Source organism: Macrococcus sp. S115 (assembly GCF_030067655.1).
Lineage (GTDB): Bacteria > Bacillota > Bacilli > Staphylococcales > Staphylococcaceae > Macrococcoides > Macrococcoides psychrotolerans.
In genome coordinates this window covers 106,100-131,513 of the sequence record NZ_JASJES010000004.1, presented here as the reverse complement: position 1 = coordinate 131,513, position 25,414 = coordinate 106,100, and the positions used below count along the sequence as shown (strand labels likewise).

Here is a 25,414-nt window from a genome sequence, read left to right as displayed (position 1 = left end):
AAATTATTTATAGTTGCCTACTTTAAAAATTAGGATTTGAAAAAACGTTTCTATTTGTGTAATTAATTATAGTTTGTTATACTTAGAACTGTTTTTTAAAATTTTAATTTGGAAGGAGTATTTTATGACATCAGGAAAAAAATTGACACCTGTATTTTTTATTGCGTTATCACTTGTAATCATTACTGTTTTGTTAGGTGTAATAAGTCCGTCGGGATTTGGTGAGGTTACGAGCCAGATTAATGCATTCATTACAAAATATTTCGGTTGGTATTATGTAATGATTACGTCGATATTTGTATTTGCCTGTTTGTTTCTGATTCTTAGCCCTATCGGTAAACTAAAATTAGGTAAGCCATCAGATAAACCAGAATTTAGTACAATATCTTGGTTTGCGATGTTATTTAGCGCAGGGATGGGTATCGGACTCGTATTCTATGGTGCTGCAGAACCATTAAGCCACTTTATAAAATCACCAACAGCTGATGCTCAGTCAGATGAAGCGATGATGGATGCATTTCGCTATACGTTCTTTCATTGGGGATTTCACGCATGGGCTACATATGGAATAGTCGCTTTAGGCCTTGCATATGCTCAATTCAGAAAAGGTGAAGCGGGATTATTATCAAAGACATTAAGACCATTGCTTGGCGATAGAGTAGATGGTATTTTAGGAACAATCATTGATGTACTTGCAGTATTTGCAACTGTAGTTGGGGTTGCAGTTTCATTAGGAATGGGTGCTCAGCAGATCAATGGTGGTTTGCATTTCTTGTTCGATGTACCAAATACGATTAACGTAAAGTTAATAATCATTGTCGTTGTTACTATATTATTCTTAATGAGTGCTTGGAGTGGTCTATCAAAAGGGATACAGATTTTAAGTAATTTTAATATAGGGATAGCAACATTATTACTTGTTGCAGTTCTCTTTTTAGGTCCAACAGTGTTAATTATGAATATATTTTCAACATCGTTAGGGAACTTGCTGCAGAACTTCTTGTCTATGAGTTTTGATGCTGCACCTTTAGACCAGTCGAAACGTGAGTGGATGAACGGCTGGACAATCTACTATTGGGGTTGGTGGATGAGCTGGAGTCCATTTGTTGGTATATTCATTGCGCGAGTTTCTAAAGGACGAACAATTCGAGAGTTTTTAATCGGTGTATTACTCGTTCCTACGATTATCAGTATGCTGTGGTTTAGTGTCTTCGGTGTAAGTGGGATACAGATATTTAAGAAATTCCCTGAAATTGGTGACCTTGCTGTTGAAACACAGCTGTTCGCAATATTCGAGCATATGCCGATGGCGATGGGATTATCATTAATAGCATTACTTCTAATTTGTACTTTCTTTATTACATCAGCTGACTCAGCGACATTTGTACTGGGTATGCAATCTACAAATGGATCGCTTGAGCCCGCAAACAACATCAAGGTGATATGGGGACTGGCACAGTCAATTATTGCTGCGGTACTTTTATATGCTGGGGGACTGAGTGCCTTACAAAGTGCAGCGATCATCGTAGCTTTTCCATTTTCGTTTGTACTTATACTGATGCTGTTATCATTATATAAAGATGGCAATGCAGAACGTATGAGAATAGGCCTCACGTTAAAACCTGATAAGAAATTCAGAAAATCATATCAAGAAAATCAAAATAACCAAAAATAATAAATTTTAAAATACCTGTCGACAAATCAATTGTGAATTGTCGACAGGTATTTTTTATAAGTAAAACTTATAGCTAAGTATAGCTAATTTGGAATGTGATAATATTTACTTCTTATAAAATATTGATTAGAATGAATATGTAAAGGCTTTATCAATAAATAGGGGGAACACATATGAATTCAAATTTACAGCAAACTGCAAAACAGACATTTGAGTTAAACGGTAAGACTTTTACGTTTTACAGTTTAAAGTCACTAGAATCACTAGGGCTTGGACAAGTTAAGAAGCTTCCTTATTCTATCCGTGTGTTACTTGAGTCTGTTCTTCGTCAATACGATGGGCGAGTGATTAACGAAGAACATATTAAACATCTTGTTAAGTGGGGGAAGAAGAACGATCCTAACGCAGAGGTTCCATTTAAGCCATCACGTGTTATTTTGCAGGACTTCACAGGAGTACCTGCTGTCGTTGATTTAGCATCACTTCGTAAAGCGATGGATGATGTAGGTGGAGATGTAACAAAGATTAATCCAGAAGTACCGGTGGACCTTGTAATTGACCATTCTGTGCAAGTGGATGCATATGGTAACGAAACAGCGTTACAAAGAAATATGGAGCTTGAATTTGCACGTAATAAAGAACGTTATCAATTTTTGAACTGGGCGACAAAAGCATTTGATAACTACCGTGCAGTACCACCAGCAACAGGTATCGTGCATCAAGTTAACTTAGAATATTTAGCAAACGTTGTTCATGTGCGTGATGTAGATGGTGAACAAGTTGCATTTCCTGATACTTTAGTAGGAACGGACTCTCATACAACGATGATTAATGGTATCGGTGTGCTTGGTTGGGGTGTTGGTGGTATTGAGGCTGAAGCGGGTATGCTTGGTCAACCTTCATACTTCCCAGTACCAGAAGTAATTGGAGTTAAACTTACTGGAGAGCTTCCTGAAGGTACAACTGCAACTGACTTAGCATTACGTGTAACGCAGGAATTACGTAAAAAAGGTGTAGTAGGAAAATTTGTTGAATTCTTTGGTCCGGGCGTAGTGAATTTACCACTTGCAGACCGCGCGACAATTGCCAATATGGCACCAGAATATGGTGCGACTTGTGGTTTCTTCCCTGTTGATGAAGAAGCGCTAAATTATATGCGTTTGACTGGTCGCGATGAAGCACATATCGAGCTCGTTAAAGAATATTTAGTGAAGAATGATATGTTCTTTACAACAGATAAAGAAGATCCAACATATACTGATACATTAACTCTTGATTTATCTACGGTTGAAGCATCATTATCAGGACCTAAACGTCCACAAGATTTGATTAAATTAAGCAATATGAAAAAAGAATTCGTTAAATCTGTTACTGCTAAAGCTGGTAACCAAGGTCACGGCTTAGATAAAGCTGAATTTGACAAAACTGCCACAACAACTTTAGCTGACGGAAAGTCTATCACAATGACAACGGGTGATATTGCAATTGCAGCAATTACATCATGTACAAATACTTCAAACCCTTACGTTATGTTAGGTGCTGGCCTTGTTGCAAAAAAAGCAGTAGAAAAAGGATTACAAGTCCCTGCCTACGTAAAAACATCACTTGCACCGGGTTCTAAGGTTGTAACAGGATATCTAGAAGATTCAGGACTTCAAACGTACTTGGATCAATTAGGATTTAATACTGTAGGTTACGGATGTACAACATGTATTGGTAACTCAGGTCCGTTATTGCCTGAAATTGAAGAGACAATTTCTAATGAAGATTTATTAGTGACATCTGTATTATCAGGTAACCGTAACTTTGAAGGCCGTATCCATCCTTTAGTTAAAGCGAACTACTTAGCTTCACCGCAGCTCGTTGTCGCTTATGCTTTAGCGGGTACTGTTAATATCGATCTTCAAAACGATCCAATCGGTAAAGGACATGACGGTAAAGATGTATTCTTAAGAGATATCTGGCCGACAATTGATGAAGTTAAAAATGAAGTAAATTCAGTAGTAACACCAGAATTATTCCGCAAAGAATATGAGAATGTATTTAATTCAAATGCAATGTGGAACCAGATTGAGTCTACTGATCAACCATTATATGATTTTGATCCAACTTCAACATATATTCAAAATCCAACATTCTTCCAGGGTTTATCAAAAGAACCAGGAAGCATTGCACCATTAGAAAATCTCGCCGTTATGGGTAAATTTGGTGACTCAGTAACAACTGACCACATCTCTCCAGCAGGTGCTATCGGTAAAGATACGCCAGCAGGAAAGTACCTGCGTGAGAATGGCGTAGAAATCCGTGACTTCAACTCATATGGTTCTCGTCGTGGTAACCATGAAGTAATGATGCGTGGTACATTTGCAAATATTCGTATTAAAAACCAGATTGCACCTGGTACGGAAGGTGGATATACTACTTACTGGCCAACAGGTGAAGTTATGCCTATCTTTGATGCTTGTATGAAATATCAGGCAGATGGCACAGGACTGGTTGTATTAGCAGGTAATGATTATGGAATGGGTTCTAGTCGTGACTGGGCTGCAAAAGGTACTAATCTTTTAGGTGTGAAAACTGTAATCGCGCAAAGTTACGAGCGTATTCACCGTTCTAACTTAGTCATGATGGGTGTACTACCTTTACAGTTCTTAAAAGGGGATTCAGCAGAAAAATTAGGTCTGGATGGCAGTGAGAAGTTCTCTGTAGATATTCATGAAGGTATTAAACCTCGTGATGAAGTTAAGGTAACAGCAGTTAAAACAGATGGTACTCAAGTAGAATTTAATGCTTTAGCTCGTTTTGATTCAGAAGTGGAGCTCGATTACTACCGTCACGGTGGTATCCTTCAAATGGTGCTACGAGGCAAATTAGCTGAGTGATAGGTTGACAGGGACTTTTTTGTCCCTGTTTTTTTATTGAAACTGGTGTATGATAGATACAATAGTATAAATAAGGAGTCAGATGAATGTATATAACAGAAAAAGATATTGAGGTTCGATACGCTGAAACGGATAAGATGGGTGTCGTCTATCATGCGAACTATTTAATCTGGTTTGAAGTTGCAAGAACGGATTTTATAAAGAAAGCAGGATTTAGCTATCAAGCGATGGAAGATGAAGGATTAATCTCTCCGGTGGTGGATGTATCGGTACAATATAGGAAATCGATTACTTATCCAGAGACAATTACTGTAAGAACATGGATTGAACGATATAGTAAGCTTAAGACCATTTATGCATACGAGATTGTTAAAGAGGATGGAGCCATCGCAGCGACTGGTAGAACAACGCATGTCGTTATAAAAAGAGGTAGTGAAATCCCTATCCGACTTGATCGTTACTATCCTGAATGGCATGAGAAATATATTGAACTTTCATCTGATGATAACGATAATATCAATTGATTATACAGCTTAATTAAGAAAAGTTGGAATATAAAAATCCGGACACTGTGGGGAGTCTATCGTTTGACTACAGTGTTCGGATTTTTAATTCTGCTATAAAAGGGATATATTATTTTTTAAACTGTATCTTAGGCTCTGTTCCTGAAATAATTCTCCTGATATTGCTGCTGTGACGAATAATAATAATCAACATAATCAGAAATGAGATGATCTTCAAAATGATATCTTCGAAAAATAATGTAGTAATAAAGTTTCCGATGCTCGTCAAAATACTTGTTAACGATACCATTCGTGTTGTAAACAGTAAGGCAAAGAATATTACAGCGATGATAAGGAAGATCAATGGATTTACTCCAAGAATCACACCGGCACTTGTTGCTACTGCCTTTCCGCCTCTAAATTTCAAGTAAATAGGGTAAACATGACCAATTATTGCTGCAAGTCCAAACCATATACCATGAATATCAAGGTCAAATATAATTGGAAATATTGCAGGAAGAACCCCTTTCGCAACATCGAATATCGTGACAAATATACCGGCATTCTTACCTAATACTCGAAAAGTGTTGGTTGCACCTAAATTTCCACTGCCAAACTTACGAATATCTTTGTTAAATAATAGTTTGCCTACAATCAAACCTGTTGGAATTGCACCAAGTAGATAGGCAATTGCTAGTAATAATGCAATCTGCATAATTTTTCTCCTTTATGGGTAGGTACTAATAGTAATTCATAACTATATCTATTATAACGCATACAAAAATAGTTGTGTAGAAAAATATTATAAAAAATAAATAATATTATTATGTAAACTTAAATAATAACGATTTGTAAAAGCTTGCATTTTTAAGGGTTTCATTTAAAATAATGAATGTATATAAATTTTCGAACGTATGTTTGTAGGAGGTAAGCACTTGGCAAATAATCAGTATAATGATGAATCCATTCAAGTCTTAGAGGGTCTTGAAGCAGTTAGAAAAAGACCAGGGATGTATATAGGATCTACGGATTCAAGAGGATTACATCATCTTGTATATGAAATTCTTGATAATTCAATTGACGAAGCATTGAATGGTCACGGTAATGAAATTAACGTTGTTCTCAATGCAGATGACTCTGTAACAGTAACAGATAATGGTCGTGGTATGCCAACAGGGCTGCATAAGACCGGAAAGCCAACGCCAGAGGTAATATTTACTGTGCTGCATGCAGGAGGGAAATTTGGTCAAGGGGGCTATAAGACAACTGGAGGACTGCACGGAGTTGGAGCTTCTGTTGTTAATGCTTTAAGCAGCTGGCTCGAGGTGACAATATATAATAATGGAAAGATATTCAAGCAGCGCTTTCAAGATGGTGGAGTACCCGCTACAACGTTAGAAGAAATCGGGAAATCAAAAAAGACAGGGACGACTGTGACATTTAAACCTGACCCATCTATCTTTAAACAGACAGTTAAATTTAATTTTGATACGTTAAGTGAAAGGTTACGTGAATCTGCATTTCTACTCAACAACCTTAAAATCAAGATCACTGATCTTAGAAATAATGAGGAACGTCAGGAAGTGTTCTATTACGAGGATGGATTAAAAGATTTTGTCAACTTTGTCAACGAAGGTAAAGAAACGTTACACGAAGTGGCGAAGTTTAGCGGTAAGTCACATGATATCGAAATTGAAGTCGCATTTCAGTTTAACGATCAGTACTCAGAGACCGTTCTTTCATTTGTTAATAATGTGAGAACGAAAGATGGTGGTACACATGAGGTTGGGATGAAGACTGCTATCACACGAGTATTCAATGAATATGCCAGAAAAATCGGAGAGTTGAAAGCTAAGGATAAGAATCTCGATGGTAATGATATTCGTGAAGGGATGACTGCAATCATTTCGGTTAAGATTCCCGAGAATCTACTGCAGTTTGAAGGACAGACGAAGTCGAAGCTTGGAACGAGTGAAGCGCGTAGTGCAGTGGATAGTGTATTAAGTGAACAACTTCCATTCTATTTTGAGGAAAACGGAGTATTAAGTCAGAAATTAGTGAAGAAAGCGGTAAAAGCAGCTCAGGCAAGAGATGCTGCACGTAAAGCACGTGAAGAAGCGCGAAATGGTAAGAAGAATAAACGTAAAGAAACATTATTGTCAGGTAAACTCACACCTGCACAAAGTAAGGATACGAGCCGTAACGAACTTTACCTAGTCGAAGGAGATTCAGCAGGTGGTTCTGCTAAACTTGGGCGGGATCGTAAGTTTCAGGCGATTCTTCCGTTACGTGGTAAAGTTATCAATACAGAAAAAGCAAAGCTCGAAGATATTCTAAAAAACGAAGAAATCAGCACCATTATTCATACGATTGGTGCAGGTGTCGGAAATGATTTTGAAATTAAAGATGCAAACTATGACAAAGTCATTATAATGACAGATGCGGACACAGATGGTGCACATATTCAAGTGCTGCTTCTGACATTCTTCTTTAAATATATGAAACCTTTGATTGATGCTGGCAAAGTTTATATTGCGTTACCACCGTTATATAAAGTTTCTAAAGGTAAAGGGAAGAACGAAGTCATTGAATATGCCTGGACAGATGATGAACTTAAAGGGGTTCAAAAGAAGGTAGGTAAGGGCTTTATTCTACAGCGATATAAAGGGCTTGGAGAAATGAATGCAGATCAACTATGGGATACGACGATGAATCCTGAGACGAGAACTTTAATTCGTGTTGAAATCGATGATGAACTTAGAAGTGCTAAACGTGTCTCAACATTAATGGGAGACAAGGTTGAACCACGACGTGACTGGATTGAACGCCATGTTGAGTTCGGTATGCAGGAAGATGTAAGCATCCTGGAAAACGATGAAGTCGAACGCTTAACAGAAGTAGAGGATATCGAAACAATTCAGGATGATGAAAAGGGTGAGGATAATGAATGAGAATATACAAAGTCTTCCGCTTGAAGATGTAATCGGTGACCGTTTTGGTCGCTATAGTAAATATATTATACAGGATCGAGCGATTCCGGATGTACGTGACGGGCTTAAGCCCGTTCAACGCCGTATTTTATTTGCGATGTACGCAGAAGGAAATACATACGACAAGAACTACAGAAAAAGCGCAAAAACGGTTGGTAACGTCATCGGAAACTATCATCCGCACGGGGATTCATCCGTGTATGATGCAATGGTCCGTATGAGTCAGGACTGGAAACTGAGACATGTCCTTGTTGAGATGCATGGTAATAACGGAAGTATCGATAACGATCCGCCTGCAGCAATGCGTTATACTGAAGCTAAGTTATCTAAGCTTGCTAACATCTTGCTTGAAGATATTAATAAAGAGACCGTTGATTTTGTACAGAACTTTGATGATACTACGATGGAGCCGATGGTATTACCGGCGAACTACCCGAATCTACTCGTTAATGGGTCGACTGGTATTTCAGCTGGATATGCTACGGATATACCCCCGCACAATCTGGATGAAGTGATTAATGCGACGTTAAAAGTCATAGATAAACCGAATATATCTACTGATGAAATAATGCAGGTACTACCAGGACCCGATTTCCCGACAGGCGGCATAATAATGGGTAAATCAGGTATTAAACAGGCATACGAGACAGGAAAAGGTAAGATACAGGTTCGCGGAAAAGTAGATATTGAAAAACTACGTGGTGGGAGAGAAGAGATTATTATCTCAGAAATTCCATTTGAAGTGAATAAGAGTAATCTTGTTAAGCGTATTGATGAACTCCGTGCAGATAAGAAGGTCGACGGAATTATCGAGGTGCGTGATGAAACGGATCGAAACGGATTAAGGATTGCTATCGAGTTGAAGAAAGATGCAAATAGTGAAGGCATTCTTAATTTCCTTTATAAAAATACAGACCTACAGGTTGCATATAACTTTAATATGGTAGCAATTAGCGATCGTCGCCCGAAACTGCTAGGGGTTCGTGATATGCTTAACAGTTTTATCAGTCATCAAAAAGAAGTTGTTACAAGACGCAGTCAATATGACTATGATCACGCAGAGAAGCGTATGCATATTGTTGAAGGATTGATCAAAGCACTTTCTATATTAGATCAGGTAATTGAAGTCATCCGTAATTCGTCAAATAAAGCTGATGCAAAACACAACCTGGTACATAAGTTTGATTTTACTGAAGCACAGGCTGAAGCAATCGTTATGCTTCAACTCTATCGATTAACCAATACAGATATTGTGGCATTAGAAGCAGAGCATGAAGCATTAAAAGATAGACTCAAGCAGTTATCACTTATATTGAATGATGAGACGCATCTGAAAAAAGTGATCAAAAAGGAATTAAAAGCAATCCAAAAGGAATTTAAAGAAGTGCGCCTGAGCAATATTGAAGAAAAAATTGCAGAAATTAAGATTTCTAAGGAAATCCTTGTTCCCAATGAAGAAACAGTGATCAGTATTACAAGGGAAGGTTACATAAAACGCACATCTCCACGTAGTTTTAGTGCTAGTGGTGTAACCGAGCTTGGTATGAAAGAAGACGATCAATTACTAGCTTATCGTGAAAGCAATCTTCAGCATATAACGTTAGTATTTACAGATAAAGGACGATATATGTATATTCCAAATCATCAGTTGCCTGAAATAAGATGGAAAGATCTTGGAACGCATATTTCTCAAATTGTACCAATAGATGGCGATGAGCGCGTGATTCATATGATTACGGTCACGGACTTCAATTCAGACGCGAAAATTTTAGCCGCTACAAGAAATGGTATGATAAAATTATCTTCGTTGAAGGACTTTGAAGTTACAAGATATTCTAGACCGCTCATTAATATGAAGCTAAAAGATAATGATGTTGTGAATACTATTCATGTAGTAACGGGCAGTGAACATATTCTTGTCGTTACGAAGCAAGGCATGAGTCTGCATTATTCATTAACGGAACTTAATGATACAGGACTTAAAGCTGCAGGTGTTAAATCAATCAATCTTAAAGATAATGATGTTGTCATAACAACGGAAATCATCTATCCAGAAAGTTCATTGCTGATCGCAACACAACGTGGTGCAATGAAAAAAATGGATATTCAATTATTTGAAGAAGGAAAACGTGCCCAACGCGGTCTGATGATACTAAAAGAATTAAAAAATAATCCTCACCAGATTATCGGTGCATACATCATCACTGAAGATATGGCATATACACTCGTATCGGAACACCATGAAAAACATGGAATAACAAAAGCAATCAGAAAAACAGATCGTTATACTAATGGCAGCTTTATCATTGATGAGAAAGCTTTTGGTGAAGTTGTTAAACTTTATATAAATTCTGTGGATTTATAAAGTTTGTGTAGACCCTTACACTATCTATGGTAAAATAGTTTTAGTCTTATTTTACTTTGAATAGTGGAGGGTTTTTATTTTGGATATATCAAAAGTAAATTTTGATGCGTGGATTCCGGAATGGTTTAAGATGATAGTATCTACCGGAAATGATATGATTTGGTCGCAATTTTTAATTGGATTATTATTGCTTGCTGGATTTTTCTTTAGTTTAAGTTCTAGATTTATACAGCTTCGCTGGTTACCAGAGATGTTTAGAGTCATCGGTGAGAAACCAGAGACATTGGATGATGGACAAAAAGGCATATCTTCTTTCCAGGCGTTTGCTATTAGTGCAGCGAGTCGTGTAGGTACCGGAAATATTGCAGGTGTTGCCACTGCTATTGTTCTTGGCGGACCTGGTGCAGTATTCTGGATGTGGATTATTGCTTTTTTTGGTGCAGCAAGTGCATTCTTTGAGGCGACGTTAGCGCAAGTTTATAAGGTTAAAGATGAAAAGGGTGGCTTTCGTGGAGGTCCGGCATATTATATGGAACAGGGGCTTGGACAGAGGTGGTTAGGAACAACTTTTGCGCTTTTAATAACTGTTACGTTTGCATTTGTCTTCAATACTGTGCAATCAAATACGATTGCCGAAAGTTTAAATACACAATATAATACACCTGCATGGATTACAGGAGTAGTTCTAGCAATCATTACAGCGATTGTAATTTTCGGTGGTGTACGATGGATTGCAAATGTAACTTCTGCTGTCGTACCTGTTATGGCAATTTTTTATATTCTGCTTGTGCTCTTTATTTTAATTATGCATATTGGTGATGTAATTCCGATGATAATCAGTATTATAAAAGGCGCATTCGGTATGGAACAGGCATTTGGCGGTGCATTAGGTTTTACTATTATGCAGGGGATTAAGCGTGGATTATTCTCAAATGAAGCTGGTATGGGATCAGCACCTAATGCTGCTGCAACAGCTGCTGTTAGCCATCCGGTAAAGCAAGGTTTAATTCAGTCATTAGGTGTATTCTTTGATACGATGATTGTATGTACTGCAACTGCAATTATGATCTTATTATACTCAGGATTAGAGTTTGGGGAGAAAGTACCACAAGGTGTAGCAGTTACACAAGCTGCGCTAAATAACCATGTCGGTAGTTTCGGTGGTTTCTTCCTGACAGTAGCAGTATTCTTATTTGGGTATTCTTCAGTGATTGGTAACTATTATTATGGGCAATCAAATATTGAATACTTAACGACTAACAAAGTAGTCATGTTTATCTTCAGATTTATTGTCGTACTCATGGTATTTTTCGGTGCAGTAGTTAAAGTAGAGACGGTCTGGGCGACTGCAGATTTATTTATGGGGCTTATGGCGATCTTGAATATTACTGCGCTTATCGGATTAGCACATGTCGTATTTGAAGTTGCTAAAGATTACGGAGAACAGCGTAAGAAAGGGCTTAATCCTGTATTTAGAACAGAGAATGTTAAAGCGGATTTATCAGACGTTGAGACTTGGGGAGATAACCCGTATCACTTTAGAGATAAAGAAATAAATCATAAATAAAAATACTAAGCTGCAGCTGCAGCTTAGTATTTTTATTTGAAAAGGCTCGCTATCCAGTCGATTATAGATTGGATGAAGTTCATAATCTTGTCCCAGAAGCCTTCATCTTTCAGTGTGTCACTAATATTATTACCAAGTTCCTTTGCTTTATCTGTAGCTTTTTTAAAGCCTTCAGAATTTTTGATATCATCTACATAATTTTTTGTGCCTTCAATAAATTTATCTTTATTTTCACCACTGAAAACGCCGTTATTTTGTGCATTTTCTATAAAGTTAACGATAATATTAATCTGATTGTCATTAATGATATTTGTCAGACCATTATTCTCAATCTTCTGAAGAACAATGTTTTTGATTTCTGTCGTATTTAGATTGGCACCTTGCTTTGCAATCTCTGCTTTCGCTTCAGCGATCGCTTTATTGAGCTGTTCTTGAGAGTAACCATTGACACCTGTATTTTGTTCGTTAATGTTAGAGATAGAATTAAGTTCATCCTGAGCAGCTTGTGTCTTCGACTGATCGATTGGCTCACCTTGTGTTTCGAATGCTTTATAGACACCAGCGAGTGCACTTTCACCGGTAACATCTTCAGCGGCTGCAATAGTAACATTAGCATCTGTTACACCTGCCGTAAGTAAAGCATTCTTATAAGTATCCTCAGTGATTTTAGTGATTTTACCGGCAGATTGGTTTATATTTAAAGTGAGACCACTACCAGCAGATAGCTTTTTGATACGAATACTAGACTTTAATACATCGTTACTTGATTGCAGATTTAAGTACTTTCTTAAGTCTTCGGCATAGACATACGTCGTTTTATCCTGGGCATCCGTTTGAAGCAGGTCACTCGTCTTATCTTTAAGGACGTTATTCTGTTCTAATGCTGCACCATACACCGTCACTGCTTCAGACCATGCTTCTTGCGTTACCGCATGGGCACGCTGAGGGATCATGAGCATTAACGAAAGAAATACTGTTAAGATTAAAATAATAAGTTTTTTCATATATAATCCTCCTGATAATCTATATATATTAGTATATACCTTTATATTATCATGAGCATGTTTATTGTGACATAGGTCTTTGGAATGAGGTGTTATTTTTGAAATATCATGTGATTAAAGTATTGAATAATAATGTTGTGATAACTCAAGGACATGAAGGAGAAACTATCCTGATAGGCAAAGGTATAGGCTTTGGTAAGAAAAGTGGGGCAGTTTTAAAGGATAGTGAACTTGAACGTATAGAGAAGATATTTGAACTTAAGTCATCTTCTGAGCAGGAAAGATATAAGTCATTATTAACTCTAACAAATGATGAAGTAATCCAGACAGTCATAGAAGTGATCGAATTTATCGATCATAAAACGAATGGAGAGATGAATGATAATATTCTTTTATCTCTTACGGATCATATCATTTTTGCATTAAAACGTTATCAGGAAGGTATTATTGTGGCCAATCCTTTCCTGAAAGAAACTGAAAGTCTCTACAGACAGGAGTTTCTGATTGCTGAACAGGTCGTAGCAATGCTGAATGACAGACTGCAGGTACAATTCCCGAAGACAGAAGTAGGTTTTATTGCACTGCATATCCATTCGTCGGTGAACAATCACTCGTTAAGAGATATGCGTCTGATGACTGAAGTTGTTCAACATGCAATAACGATTATTGAGCAGGATCTAAAGGTTACTGTTGATAGAGATTCTATTACATATTCAAGATTTTTAAGACATATTACATTTACTGTGCAACGTGTGATGTCTGATGAGAGGATGCCGGAACAAAAAACATTAGAAATCCTATTGAAACAGCAGTATCCTCTGTGTTACAATACATCTGTAAAGATCGTGAAGATGATGCAGACTTATTTAAATAAGCCTGTCTATGACTCGGAATTGGTATATCTTACGATGCATATTCAAGCATTTAATACTGAAGTTGATAACGTGTAACTGATAATGCAGGCATGAGTTATCACTGGTACATGGGACCAGTGTATACTCATGCCTTTTTATATGGGACACTGCATCACTTTACATCAAAAAACTATTTAGGAGGAATACAGTATGTGGAAAACGTTTTTCGGTCAATTACAACGTATCGGTAAAGCATTGATGCTTCCGGTGGCAATCCTTCCAGCTGCAGGGTTACTGCTAGGAATTGGAGCAGCATTACAAACAGAATCATTAGTAGATTTTTTCCCGTTTTTAGCGAATGACATTGTCGTAAAAATTGCTTCAATGTTACAAGCTGCAGGTGGAGTTATCTTTGATAACTTACCATTACTCTTTGCTTTGGGAGTGGCCGTAGGACTTGCAGGTGGCGATGGGGTTGCAGCGATAGCAGCCTTTGTAGGATATCTAGTTTTAAATGTAACTATGGGTCAGATTGGTGGTATCACTGCTGAGAATGTTACAAAAAGTCCAGGATACGCTACAATTTTAGGAATTCCAACGTTGCAGACGGGTGTTTTTGGTGGAATAATTATAGGTATTTTAGCCGCATGGGCTTATAATAAGTTCTATAATATTAATTTACCGCCATTTTTAGGTTTCTTTGCTGGTAAAAGATTCGTGCCTATTGTAACGGCATTTAGTTCGTTTATATTAGGGATAATAATGTTCTTTATCTGGCCAGTAATTCAAAGTGGTATGAATGGTTTATCATTGTTCTTGATGGAAGAAAACAAGGCATTAGCCGTATTCTTCTTTGGAATGATTAAACGATTATTAATTCCATTTGGTTTGCATCATATCTTCCATGCACCTTTCTGGTTTGAATTTGGTACATATACGAATGCAGCCGGAAAAGTTGTACATGGTGATTTAAATATCTTTATGGCTCAAATACAAGATAAAGTACCTTTAACAGCTGGAGCATTTATGCAAGGTGAATTCCCTGTTATGATGTTTGGTTTGCCAGCGGCGGCGTTAGCCATCTATCATACAGCAAAACCTGAAAAGAAAAAATTTGTAGGAGGATTAATGGCATCAGCTGCATTAACTTCATTCTTAACAGGTATAACTGAACCTTTAGAATTTTCATTCTTATTTGCAGCACCAATTTTATTCTTTGTTCATGCAGTGTTAGATGGATTATCATTCTTAATACTATATCTAATGGATTTACACCTCGGTTATACATTTTCAGGAGGATTTATTGATTTCTTCACTTTTGGAATGTTACAAGGCAGAACTCCATGGTGGTTAGTAATCCCTGTCGGATTAGTCTATGCATTGATTTACTACACAGTATTTAGATTCTGTATTACTAAATTTAACTTAAAAACACCTGGTCGTGAAGATGAAGAAGTTACAGTTAAAGAAACGTCTACTAATGAACTTCCATTTCACGTGCTTGATGCAATGGGTGGTAAAGAGAACATCAAACATCTAGATGCTTGTATTACAAGACTTAGAGTTGAAGTTAACGATAAGTCCAAAGTAGATGTCGGCGAGTTAAAAGCATTAGGTGCAGCTGGCGTGTTAGAGGTAGGAAACAATATGCAGGCAATCTTTGGGCCTAAGTCAGATCAGATTAAACATGATATGGCTCGAATCATTTCAGGAGACATAACGCGTCCAGAACAAACGACTGTCACTGAAGAGATGAATACGGTTAAAGCTGAAGAACAAATCGAAGCTGTACCAGCAATAGAGGAACATATTGTATATGCTCCGATTACTGGTGAGGTAGTAGATTTATCTCAAGTACCAGATCAAGTATTCAGCCAGAAGCTAATGGGAGATGGGGTTGCAATCATACCTTCTGTCGGTGAAGTGGTAGCACCATTCGATGGAGTCTTGAAGATGGATTTCCCGACGAAACATGCGATTGGACTTGAAGATGAGAACGGTCTTGAAGTTTTAATCCACTTCGGATTAGAAACCGTTGGATTAAAAGGTAACGGATTTGAAATGCTCGTAGCGCCTGGTGATAAAATCACTAAAGGTCAGTCGTTGTTAAAAGTAGATCTGGATTATATCAGAGCAAATGCGGATAGTGATATTACACCAATTATCTTCACTAATTTGAATAATCAAATGATCCATGATGTCAACTATGGAAAAATTCAATCTGGAGAACGTTTACTTTCAGTTAAATAAGTAAAATCAAGGAACATCTGTAACGATGTTCCTTGATTTTTTTTGTTATATGTGGTTAAATTTCTTTATATTGTATAAATAAATATTATAAATATATTATGTAAACTAAAAGTATATAAGTAAAATAATATGTTACATAAGGAAGGGTGCGTATGTCAGATCGTAATTTTTTTCAGTTTTTTGGGGGCAGAAAGTTATTGTTCACATTAACTGTATTAATATTAACTGGAATATTAGTATTGATAGTTAATCAAATTTCTTTTATCTTTAAACCATTTATCGTTATCTTCAATACAGTAATAGGTCCTGTCATCTTGGCTTTCATTTTATATTATCTTTTGAATCCGCTTGTCAATTTGATGGAACGTTATCGTATTAATAGATTATGGGGTATCATTATATTGATTGGGACCATTATCAGTCTTTTTGCTTTACTCATCACCTGGCTAATTCCTGTTATAGAAGTTCAGATCACTGGGTTGGTTCAGAATGCTCCAGATTATTTAAATCATCTATTAAAAGACTTTAATAGATTATCGAACAATTCCAAGTTTGCTCCATTCCTGCAGAACATTCAGGAATGGGTAAATACAAATCTTAGTGATCTTCCAAAGAAGGTAGGAGAGTACCTTGGTGATTTTTCAACTCGTCTGCGATCGGTTGTCGATACAGTTGCAAGCGTAGCTATTGTCATCATGACTTTCCCATTCGTACTCTTCTTTTTGCTGAAAGATGGCGAACAGTTCAAAAATTATGTATTAAAGTTAACACCACCAAAATTTAGAAAAGATCTTCATGATATTTTAGATAAGATGAATGTTCAGGTCGGTTCGTATATACAGGGTCAGATGTTTGTTGCTTTCTGTATCGGAGTGCTATTGTTTATTGGTTATATGATTATCGGGCTTGAGTATGCTTTAATTCTTGCTTGTATCGCTGCAGTAACGAGTGTGGTTCCATATTTAGGACCAATGATTGCTATCAGTCCTGCTATTGTGATTGCGCTAGTTGATTCACCTGTCATGTTGTTGAAGCTTGCAGTTGTATGGATGGCCGTGCAGTTTTTAGAAGGTCACTTTATTTCTCCTAATATTATGGGAAAGACAATGCAGATTCATCCTTTAACAATTATTTTTGTTCTGCTTTGTGCAGGGAATCTATTGGGTTTAATAGGCGTTATATTAGGTATTCCTTTATATGCTATATTAAAGGTTTTGACTCAGTATATATTCGATAAATTTAAGAAACGTTATAATATGTATTTATCAGAAGATGGGGAAGTATATTGATTTTGAGATAAGTCATCATTCCAGACGGATGATGACTTATTTTTCATTTATTTCCAATAATATTTGGTTTTTTTCTTGTTTTTCTGTAGAATATGTATGAATTCAAATTAATTATTGTGAGTAGGGGTTTTATGAAAATATTATTTAATAATTATCGGAATGTAATTAAGTTTTTATTTATGGCATTACTGTTTATTTTTGTGATATATCGTCTAAAGGGTGAGTTATCGACGATTGACTTCAAATCGACGATGACGGCATTTAAACATTTAGACTCTATACAGCTGGCGATCCTTATTTTTTCTGGTCTTATTTCAGTCAGTATTTTATCTTTATATGATTTTGTATTAGCCAAGAGGATGCATCTGGAAATCAAGCATATGAAACTCTTTAATGTTAGTTTTATTGCAAATGCATTAAATGCAGTTATTGGATTTGGAGGAATGATAGGGGCAGGGCTCCGCTTACTTATTTATAGGAATTATACTGAGGATGATAAAACGCTTATCAAGGTCATTTCAATGATGTTGTTATCGATGATTTCAGGGATGAGTATTCTGAGTTTAGGTATCGTTTTTAATATATTTCCGAATACCCATGCTTTTGATCAGTACACTTGGTATAAAATTGGTATTTTTATCATTGCGCTCTATTTGCCGGTATTTCTTCTGTACACACTTATTAAGCCTGTTAACAATGATAAATTTCTGGGAATAATATTTACGCTTGTGTCAAGTGTTGAATGGCTGGCAGCGAGCGGTGTATTCTATCTGATATTTAAGTTTATACATATCGATGTCCAGTATTCGTTAATTATAGGTATCTTTGTTATCGCTGCTTTAGCTGGACTACTCTCCATGGTTCCAGGTGGTTTTGGTGCTTTTGATCTGATGATCCTTATTGGATTTAAAAGTATTGGTATCACCGAAGAAAATGTATTGCTTGCACTCCTCATATATCGCGTTGTCTATTATTTCGTTCCTTTCCTTGTCGCAATGGTTTTATCCACCTTTGAGTTTAAGGGATTTGCAAAGAAACAATTTGAAGAACGCTTTGAAGATAATAAGTATTTTGCACCTGCGATTGAAACAAGTTCATTATTTTTAAATCTGTTAAAAGATGTGTTAATACATCTACCAGCTATAGCCCTTGGTATCCTTTCTTTTATTACTGGGTTTGTATTTCTGATGACAAACAGTATATTGATAAACGATGCTATCTTTGATGTCCAGCACAATACATACACCTTCTTATCTTCTTTCTTCACGCTTGCTTGCTTACTGCTGATGATAAATGCGAAAGGTGTGATGCATGATACGAGACGTGCACATATCATCAGTATTGTTGCTGCTGCTGTAATATTAATCATTCTTTTCTTAACATTTGGAAATTGGCTTGTATACATTTGGATTGCAGCACTTATTTTACTTCTATTTATTGGGAATATGAACATTAAGATGATTAAACGTCCAATCACACTGTTTAGAGCAGGCTTAACGATACTGTTTTCTGTCATTATCCTTTCGCTCAATAGCTGGCTTATCAGAATACAGCTAAGTGAACTATTGGCACAGGATAGTATCGATTTTGACGGCAATTTAATGAGAAATTACTTTCTATTCTTTATTATTGCAACAATATTACTAATCAGTTTAACTTCGTATTTCTTCAATAAGAAATATATTGCTAATATCGCAATGGATGTTTCTGAAGAACAGCGTGCACAAATTATTGATATGTATGGAGGTAACTTTGTCAGTCACCTTCATTATTCTACCGATAAATCGTATTTCATTAATCAAGCTGAAGATGCTTTTATCATGTTTCAGACACATTATGATACAATTTTCGTGCTTGGAGATCCTATAGGAAATAAGCAATCATTCAGAGATTTATTATACGATTTCTACAACCAAGCTAACTATTATGGATATGAAATCATCTTTTATCAGGTGAAACCTGATTATCTTCCTTTATATCATGATTTCGGAAATATCTTCTTCAAGTTAGGTGAAGAAGCAGTGATACCTCTTAACGATTTTACTATCAGTGGTAAGAAGAAACGTGCATTTCGTGCAACGGTGAATAAGTTTGAATCACAAGGCTATTTTTATGAGGTTGTGCATCCACCATTCAGTTCGGATTTTATAAACCAGTTACAAACTGTATCTGATGAATGGTTAAATGGAAGATCAGAAATGAACTTTTCAGTTGGAAGCTTTAATGCGTATTATCTCAATAAGGCACCTGTTGGTGTCATAAGAAATGAAGAAGAAATCATAGGATTTGTATCATTTATGCCGACAAATTATAATCACTCTATTTCAGTTGATATGATCCGCTGGAAAGAGAATGAGTTTCAGATGATGGACGGTCTATATTTAAATACGATGTTATACGTCAAAGAACATTACGATTACTTTAATATGGGAATGGCACCACTATCGAACGTTGGCAGCCATAGATATGCATTTTATAGAGAGCGCTTTGCAGGAAGGATATTTGAGACAATTTCTCATATCTATAGTTTTAAAGGATTACGTAACTATAAAGAGAAATTTAATCCGAACTGGGAGCCACGCTATCTCGTCTATAAGAAGGGGAATAGTCTGATGACGTCTATGATAAGAGTGAGTTATCTCATTAATAAAAAGACAAGAAATTAATTTTTCTTGTCTTTTATTTTTTGTCTTGTTTCTTGTTCTCTTTTATAACGTTCAGGATCCTTCTTATAGAAGTCCTGATGATAGTCCTCTGCCTTATAGAATGTCTTTGATTCTCTTATTTCTGTGACAATCTGTTTATCGAAATTAGGTTGAATGTTGCTAATATAGTTTTCAGTAATCTCTCTTTGGTTATTATCTGAGTAAAAGATTGCCGTGCGATACTGACTTCCTCTATCTTGATATTGCCCATCATTGTCAGTCGGATCAATAATCTTAAAGAATATTTCAAGTATTTGTAACGTCGTGAATACTTGATCATCATATTGTATTTCTACGACTTCAAGATGACCAGACGTACCGGTTTTTACTTGTTCATAGGTTGGATTTTCAATATGCCCCCCCATATAACCACTAGTGACTGATGATACGCCATCATATGTATCAAAAGGTTTAACCATGCACCAGAAACAGCCACCTGCTAAGTATATTTTCTTTTTCATATATTTCTACCTCCTTTTTGTTATTTTACTTTATTATTTGGAAAAGAAACCGATATATGCTTGCAATAATGTAAATTCTTTTATAAGTTTATTATATTGTAATATAGAAAGCAGGGTATATATGAGCGAAGGGATAACGCCAAGAAGAAAAAGAAAGAAAATCAGATTAAAAAAACTACCATTTGTAATTTTGGGATTAGTTTTATTACTTATACTGGTAGTAGTTTTTATCAAATCAAGTTATAATAGTGGCCTAGATTTAGCAGCAAAACATGGACAAAAGCATGTCAACTATGACTTTAATGGAGTATCGAATAAAGACGGTAAATCAAATGTTTTAATTTTAGGTCAAGATCGCATGATTGATGGCTCAGCAAGAACGGACTCCATTATGATTGCACAGTATGACTTCCTTAATAAGAAGGTAAAAATCATTTCAGTCATGCGCGATATATATGCTGAAATCCCCGGATATAGAAACTATAAAATTAATACAGCCTACACGTTAGGTGGGCCGGATTTACTGCGTAAGACGATAGAGAAAAATTTAGGTATTCCAATAGAACATTATGCGATTATAGATTTCAAAGGGTTCGAAGCCATGGTAGATGAAATCTCACCGTCTGGAGTACCGGTAAATGTGGAAAAGGATATGTCTGAGAATATCGATGTATCTTTAAAGAAAGGTCAGCACAATCTAAATGGTAAAGAATTACTAGGTTATGCTCGTTTTAGACATGATGAAGAAGGGGACTTTGGACGCGTAAGACGTCAGCAGCAAGTGATTTCTGCGTTAAAACAAGAGATGGTCAGTCTTCCTGTACTCTTTAAAACACCGAAATTGGCGGGTATTGCAAGAGGTTATGTCAATACAGACCTTAAAGATGGCGAGATATTTCGAATGGGTACAAGCTTTGTTATTCGTGGTGATAAGAAGCAGAGCACATTGACTGTGCCAGTAAAAGGAAGCTTTCAGCAGGCAAGCTATCCTGAAGCAGGGGCTGTACTTGAAATAGATAAAGAAGTGAATAAAAAGGCGATACAGAAGTTCTTAAATGAGTAAAAACAGGAGAAGCGATTGCTTCTCCTGTTTTTATTGTTGATCTGATAATAGTTGACCCGCTACTGCATAACGCTCTTTTTTAAGTTCTTCAATAAATACATGAACTTTCTCTTTCGGCGCTCCAGAGTTACGACTTACAACTTCCGTTACTTCTTCAACGATTTTCTTTAACTGTTCTTCAGAACGACCTTCAACTAATTCTACTGTTACGAATGGCATAAACATTCTCCTTTACATCTTAAATTTATTGTTCAAAGTTATAATATACTATTCATAGATATTACGGTTAACAGAGGATCCATTACCACTTACCCAGTCGTCCATGCCGTCGTCTTCCATAATCTCGACGTTAACATCTGTAACATGAGGCTGTTTTAATAATGCGCTCGCTACCGATTTTTTGATTTCTGTTAATTCTCTTAAATTAAATTCATGGTTTGAAACTTCGATCAATGCTTCAACGTGCTTATCTTCGCCTTCTTTCATTACAACAAGACGTTTGATATCTGAAACATCAGGATGTTCTAATATCACTTTAGAAGCATTAACTTCCATCTCTTCATCTGCACGTCCGATTGCACCAGCTGCATTTTCCATGAAGACTTTAAACACAACATAGAACATTGCTAAACCGATGATGACTGAAACGATACCTTCAACCTGACTCCATCCTGTAAAACGAGCAATAATAATAGCGATTAATGCAATGAATCCTCCGCCAGTTGCCACTGTATCTTCCATGAATACCAGTTTCGTTGCAGGTTTGGCACTTCCAATATTAGCATAACTAGTAGTTAAAGGATGAAGGCCAGTGGCAGGTTTGTGAACTTCCTCAAGTACTTCTTGTCCTGCTTTATATAATACTGATCCTTCTAATACAACCCCAATTAATAATACACCAATAGCAATTAAAAATTGATTTAACGATTGCTCTTGATGCGTCGGATTCATAATATGATGTATCCCTTCTAACACTGTTTCATAAGCTAAAATTGCAACGATGATCACGGCGAATAAACAAACGATGTTAACCAGGCGGCCATATCCAAATGGAAACCTTTCATTCGGTGCTTTCTTAGAAACAGCTGAGCCGACCCAGACAAAAAGTTGGTTTGCAGCATCACCATAAGAGTGCATCATCTCTGCGAACATTGCAACGTTACCGGTAAATATATAGGCAACTAGCTTTAAAGTACCTAAAATAAAGTTGACGATTGCTGCAATTAAAGAAGATTTACTCCCTTTTTTGAGTAATGTAAATAATCCTGTCATAGAATTCTCCTAACATATTTAATTTTATATTTACTTTACCTATTATAGGTGAAAATAAACATAATAAAAAGGATACTTGATTGATTTAATGCTATTACTTTATTTTAAATTTTCAATTAACTATGCGACAATAGAAGTAACTTATTTCAGGAGGGTTATTATGTTTAAAGAATTATTAACATCTATCGGTATCGGAGATTCTAAAATCAACACAAAGCTGGAGAAAACATCATTCAGGTTAGACGAAGATATTAACGGGGTAGTGGATGTACACGAATTAGATGGGCTGGAGATCGATCACATAGAACTATCATTAATTGAACGTAAGAAAAATAAGGATGAAATGAGCCAATTTGAATACTTAGATGAGAAATTAGCATCATTTACCATCGAAAACAGAGGATCAGAAACAATTCCATTCACATTTCCGGCAATTCATAACGTAGAAGATGTAAATCATACGTTCGTGATCATTACACATGTATTTGTCAGTAGCTCAGTTGATTATTATGATGAAGATGAAATTTACTTTGAAAGTGTCCGTTAAATTTAGTAAATAAAAATTGATATAATTTCTTAAATTTTCAATATTTCTTAATAGAAAACCGTCAAAAGGGAACACGTTATTACGATATAAAGATTCTAGTTTTTCTTTTAGGTGATTTACCTCTGTTATTAAGCTTGCCGGATATTGATATTTTATTATGTTAATTTCAAATTCGTCTTCATCGTGTATGATGAATAAGCTTTCTGAGTGGCAGAGACTTAAGAAGAATGTATGATTCATTCTCCTCTATAAGTTCTGATTTCCATGAATAGTGTATAGAATGGTCGTATTTATATGTATTAACATTGTATTCTTTCATTTAAACCTCCGTTGTAAATTTATTGATTTAATTATATGATATATTAATCAGAAAATTCTTTAAATAAAATTATATTATTAGAGGAGTAATTTATGGACATCACATTTACAAAAGATAATATGCGTTTCAAATATAGAGCTTCAGCGCTAATTATAGAAAATAATCATATTTTATTACAAAAATTCAATGATTACTGGACACCACCTGGCGGCAAAGTTCAAATGCTAGAAGATTCTAAAATAGCCTTGAAAAGAGAGATATTAGAAGAACTATCAACTGACATAGAGATAGAACAAATTGCTATTTTCATTGAACAAACATATCATTCACAAGAAAAGTCATTCCATGAGCTCGGCGTTTATTATTTTTGTCATTCCAAATCATTATGGGATAGAGGAATATCTATAATCGGAAATGAAAATGGAGAAGATATGGAGTATCGATGGTTCCCGGTAAATGAAATCGATAAGATCAATATTCAACCAGTAATATTAAAGGAAAAGCTGTTAAGCGAGAATAAGGATTTTGAACATATTATTAATCATGAAAAGGACTAAGGAGGAATTTAGATATATTTATTTGGACAATTCTATCTCTAATGTTATAATGTACACGATATTGTACGTTACGGGAGGGTCATTTATGAATACTTATACACCTACTAGTGCTAGAAAAGATTTTTTCAACATTATAAAATCTGTTAATGAAGATAGTAAGGAAATTTACATTGCACCAACTAAAATTGGAGAAAAAGGAGCTGTTTTAGTTGGTGAAGATGATTGGAATGCCATTCAGGAGACGTTATTCTTATTAGAAAAAGGTATTGCTTATCAAATCGAACAACGTAAAGATGAAGAAGAAATTGATTTTGACAGTACATGGGATAATATTTAATGTACAAAGTGGTTATGAAATCTAGTGTCAAGAAAGATCTGAAAAAGATAAAAAACACACACTTAGAAACGAACTTTCTAAAAATCATTAAACAGCTTAAAGAAAATCCATATAATAATAACCATTCTTTCGAAAAACTAATTCCCCCAATAAAGGGGTTTTATTCGAGAAGGTTAAATGTACAACATCGTGTTGTTTATACAGTAAATGACGAAGATAAAATTGTAACAATCTATTCAGCATATGGGCGTTATGAGTGATCATTCTACAACTTTACTGAGCATTATCTTATCCATCGCCCTAATACCATTTTCCATAATGACTTCTTTATATTCATTGATAAAGAAGTCTTTTTCTATTTCTTGAATTCTAAATCCACACTTTTGATATAACGCGAGTTGATTCAGACTTGAGTTCGCTGTGGCGATGATTAACTTATCGTATCCTGAATGCTTCGCTATTTTCTCCGCTTCTTCTAACATCACCTTACCATAACCTTTCCCATGATAAGCTTCACTTACTGCAATGTTCATTATTTCAATGGTTGATTCACTAACTTCTTTTAATACGACAACACCAATAGGTTTACTTTGTTCTAATATATACATTGAACTTTCACTAATATATCGATTAATCATTTCAATCGAAGGGTCAGCTAATAGCAATAACTCTAAAATTTCATCGTTGATTTCATAAACTTGTTTTAACATCGAATCACCTTTTTGTAAGAATTTTCTGTATAATATCATTATATATTTTTTTCTTATGATAAAC

The 25,414-nt window shown here is 35.7% G+C and carries 22 protein-coding genes; 15 read left to right on the top strand and 7 right to left on the bottom strand.

Going from position 1 to position 25,414, the window contains the following annotated elements; genetic code table 11:
* Positions 1-124 precede the first annotated feature (124 nt).
* The 3 genes from QNJ52_RS06780 to QNJ52_RS06770 all read left to right on the top strand — a co-directional run bounded on the left by QNJ52_RS06780 (position 125) and on the right by QNJ52_RS06770 (position 5,081).
* Positions 125-1,675, top strand: coding sequence for a glycine betaine uptake BCCT transporter (locus QNJ52_RS06780; protein ID WP_219494746.1), 1,551 nt, complete (start codon positions 125-127; stop codon positions 1,673-1,675).
* Between the two features lie 173 nt (positions 1,676-1,848).
* Complete coding sequence (gene acnA / locus QNJ52_RS06775; protein WP_219494747.1) at positions 1,849-4,557, top strand: aconitate hydratase AcnA; 2,709 nt, start codon at positions 1,849-1,851, stop codon at positions 4,555-4,557.
* Between the two features lie 86 nt (positions 4,558-4,643).
* Positions 4,644-5,081 (top strand): acyl-CoA thioesterase, encoded by a 438-nt coding sequence (locus QNJ52_RS06770; RefSeq protein WP_219494748.1) that lies wholly within the window; start codon positions 4,644-4,646, stop codon positions 5,079-5,081.
* Positions 5,082-5,190: 109 nt separating this feature from the next.
* On the opposite strand, the gene plsY is transcribed toward QNJ52_RS06770, so the two are convergent.
* Positions 5,191-5,778 (bottom strand): glycerol-3-phosphate 1-O-acyltransferase PlsY, encoded by a 588-nt coding sequence (gene plsY, locus QNJ52_RS06765; RefSeq protein WP_219494827.1) that lies wholly within the window; start codon positions 5,776-5,778, stop codon positions 5,191-5,193.
* A gap of 217 nt (positions 5,779-5,995) precedes the next feature.
* On the opposite strand from plsY, the gene parE reads away from it, so the two are divergent.
* The 3 genes from parE to alsT all read left to right on the top strand — a co-directional run bounded on the left by parE (position 5,996) and on the right by alsT (position 11,982).
* The gene (gene parE, locus QNJ52_RS06760; protein ID WP_481817293.1) at positions 5,996-8,011 is read left to right on the top strand and encodes a DNA topoisomerase IV subunit B; all 2,016 of its coding nucleotides are present in this window, start codon (positions 5,996-5,998) and stop codon (positions 8,009-8,011) included.
* Positions 8,004-10,415, top strand: coding sequence for a DNA topoisomerase IV subunit A (gene parC, locus QNJ52_RS06755; protein WP_219494750.1), 2,412 nt, complete (start codon positions 8,004-8,006; stop codon positions 10,413-10,415). Before parE ends, parC begins: the two co-directional genes overlap by 8 nt.
* A gap of 130 nt (positions 10,416-10,545) precedes the next feature.
* Complete coding sequence (gene alsT / locus QNJ52_RS06750; protein WP_283722179.1) at positions 10,546-11,982, top strand: glutamine transporter AlsT; 1,437 nt, start codon at positions 10,546-10,548, stop codon at positions 11,980-11,982.
* A gap of 32 nt (positions 11,983-12,014) precedes the next feature.
* Here the strand turns inward: alsT and QNJ52_RS06745 are convergent, their stop codons facing one another.
* The gene (locus tag QNJ52_RS06745; protein ID WP_219494751.1) at positions 12,015-12,986 is read right to left on the bottom strand and encodes a DUF1002 domain-containing protein; all 972 of its coding nucleotides are present in this window, start codon (positions 12,984-12,986) and stop codon (positions 12,015-12,017) included.
* Positions 12,987-13,084: 98 nt separating this feature from the next.
* On the opposite strand from QNJ52_RS06745, the gene glcT reads away from it, so the two are divergent.
* From glcT to mprF, 4 genes are all read left to right on the top strand, one after another.
* Positions 13,085-13,936, top strand: coding sequence for a glucose PTS transporter transcription antiterminator GlcT (gene glcT / locus QNJ52_RS06740; protein WP_219494752.1), 852 nt, complete (start codon positions 13,085-13,087; stop codon positions 13,934-13,936).
* Between the two features lie 114 nt (positions 13,937-14,050).
* Positions 14,051-16,090 (top strand): glucose-specific PTS transporter subunit IIBC, encoded by a 2,040-nt coding sequence (gene ptsG / locus QNJ52_RS06735; RefSeq protein ID WP_219494753.1) that lies wholly within the window; start codon positions 14,051-14,053, stop codon positions 16,088-16,090.
* 152 nt (positions 16,091-16,242) lie between these two features.
* Positions 16,243-17,379, top strand: coding sequence for an AI-2E family transporter (locus QNJ52_RS06730; RefSeq protein WP_219494754.1), 1,137 nt, complete (start codon positions 16,243-16,245; stop codon positions 17,377-17,379).
* 131 nt (positions 17,380-17,510) lie between these two features.
* Positions 17,511-20,045, top strand: coding sequence for a bifunctional lysylphosphatidylglycerol flippase/synthetase MprF (gene mprF, locus QNJ52_RS06725; RefSeq protein ID WP_219494755.1), 2,535 nt, complete (start codon positions 17,511-17,513; stop codon positions 20,043-20,045).
* Here mprF and msrA read toward each other — a convergent pair.
* Positions 20,042-20,545: a peptide-methionine (S)-S-oxide reductase MsrA gene (gene msrA / locus QNJ52_RS06720; protein WP_219494756.1), complete on the bottom strand. Its 504-nt coding sequence runs from the start codon at positions 20,543-20,545 to the stop codon at positions 20,042-20,044. The two genes, mprF and msrA, sit on opposite strands and share 4 nt — an antisense overlap.
* 121 nt (positions 20,546-20,666) lie before the next feature.
* On the opposite strand from msrA, the gene QNJ52_RS06715 reads away from it, so the two are divergent.
* On the top strand, positions 20,667-21,608 hold the full coding sequence (locus tag QNJ52_RS06715) for an LCP family protein (protein WP_219494757.1): 942 nt from the start codon (positions 20,667-20,669) through the stop codon (positions 21,606-21,608).
* Between the two features lie 30 nt (positions 21,609-21,638).
* Here the strand turns inward: QNJ52_RS06715 and QNJ52_RS06710 are convergent, their stop codons facing one another.
* Together QNJ52_RS06710 and QNJ52_RS06705 are read right to left on the bottom strand one after the other, a co-directional pair.
* Positions 21,639-21,827 carry a 2-hydroxymuconate tautomerase gene (locus QNJ52_RS06710; RefSeq protein WP_041635987.1) on the bottom strand — a complete coding sequence of 63 codons (189 nt, stop codon included), beginning with the start codon at positions 21,825-21,827 and terminating at the stop codon, positions 21,639-21,641.
* A gap of 48 nt (positions 21,828-21,875) precedes the next feature.
* Complete coding sequence (locus QNJ52_RS06705) at positions 21,876-22,880, bottom strand: cation diffusion facilitator family transporter (RefSeq protein ID WP_219494758.1); 1,005 nt, start codon at positions 22,878-22,880, stop codon at positions 21,876-21,878.
* A 160-nt stretch (positions 22,881-23,040) separates the two neighbouring features.
* On the opposite strand from QNJ52_RS06705, the gene QNJ52_RS06700 reads away from it, so the two are divergent.
* Complete coding sequence (locus QNJ52_RS06700; RefSeq protein ID WP_219494759.1) at positions 23,041-23,427, top strand: sporulation protein; 387 nt, start codon at positions 23,041-23,043, stop codon at positions 23,425-23,427.
* A gap of 178 nt (positions 23,428-23,605) precedes the next feature.
* Here the strand turns inward: QNJ52_RS06700 and QNJ52_RS06695 are convergent, their stop codons facing one another.
* Entirely contained in the window at positions 23,606-23,746 is a 141-nt protein-coding gene (locus QNJ52_RS06695; protein ID WP_186309442.1) for a hypothetical protein, read from the bottom strand.
* Positions 23,747-23,838: 92 nt separating this feature from the next.
* Here QNJ52_RS06695 and QNJ52_RS06690 point away from each other — a divergent pair, with 92 nt between their 5' ends.
* From QNJ52_RS06690 to QNJ52_RS06680, 3 genes are all read left to right on the top strand, one after another.
* Positions 23,839-24,303 (top strand): NUDIX hydrolase, encoded by a 465-nt coding sequence (locus QNJ52_RS06690; RefSeq protein WP_219494760.1) that lies wholly within the window; start codon positions 23,839-23,841, stop codon positions 24,301-24,303.
* Between the two features lie 85 nt (positions 24,304-24,388).
* Positions 24,389-24,640 (top strand): type II toxin-antitoxin system Phd/YefM family antitoxin, encoded by a 252-nt coding sequence (locus QNJ52_RS06685; protein WP_086042489.1) that lies wholly within the window; start codon positions 24,389-24,391, stop codon positions 24,638-24,640.
* On the top strand, positions 24,640-24,900 hold the full coding sequence (locus QNJ52_RS06680; protein WP_219494761.1) for a Txe/YoeB family addiction module toxin: 261 nt from the start codon (positions 24,640-24,642) through the stop codon (positions 24,898-24,900). The genes QNJ52_RS06685 and QNJ52_RS06680 overlap by 1 nt, the downstream gene beginning before the upstream one ends.
* Here QNJ52_RS06680 and QNJ52_RS06675 read toward each other — a convergent pair whose 3' ends face one another.
* Positions 24,901-25,350 carry a GNAT family N-acetyltransferase gene (locus tag QNJ52_RS06675; protein WP_219494762.1) on the bottom strand — a complete coding sequence of 150 codons (450 nt, stop codon included), beginning with the start codon at positions 25,348-25,350 and terminating at the stop codon, positions 24,901-24,903. It abuts the gene before it with no gap.
* Positions 25,351-25,414 lie beyond the last annotated feature (64 nt).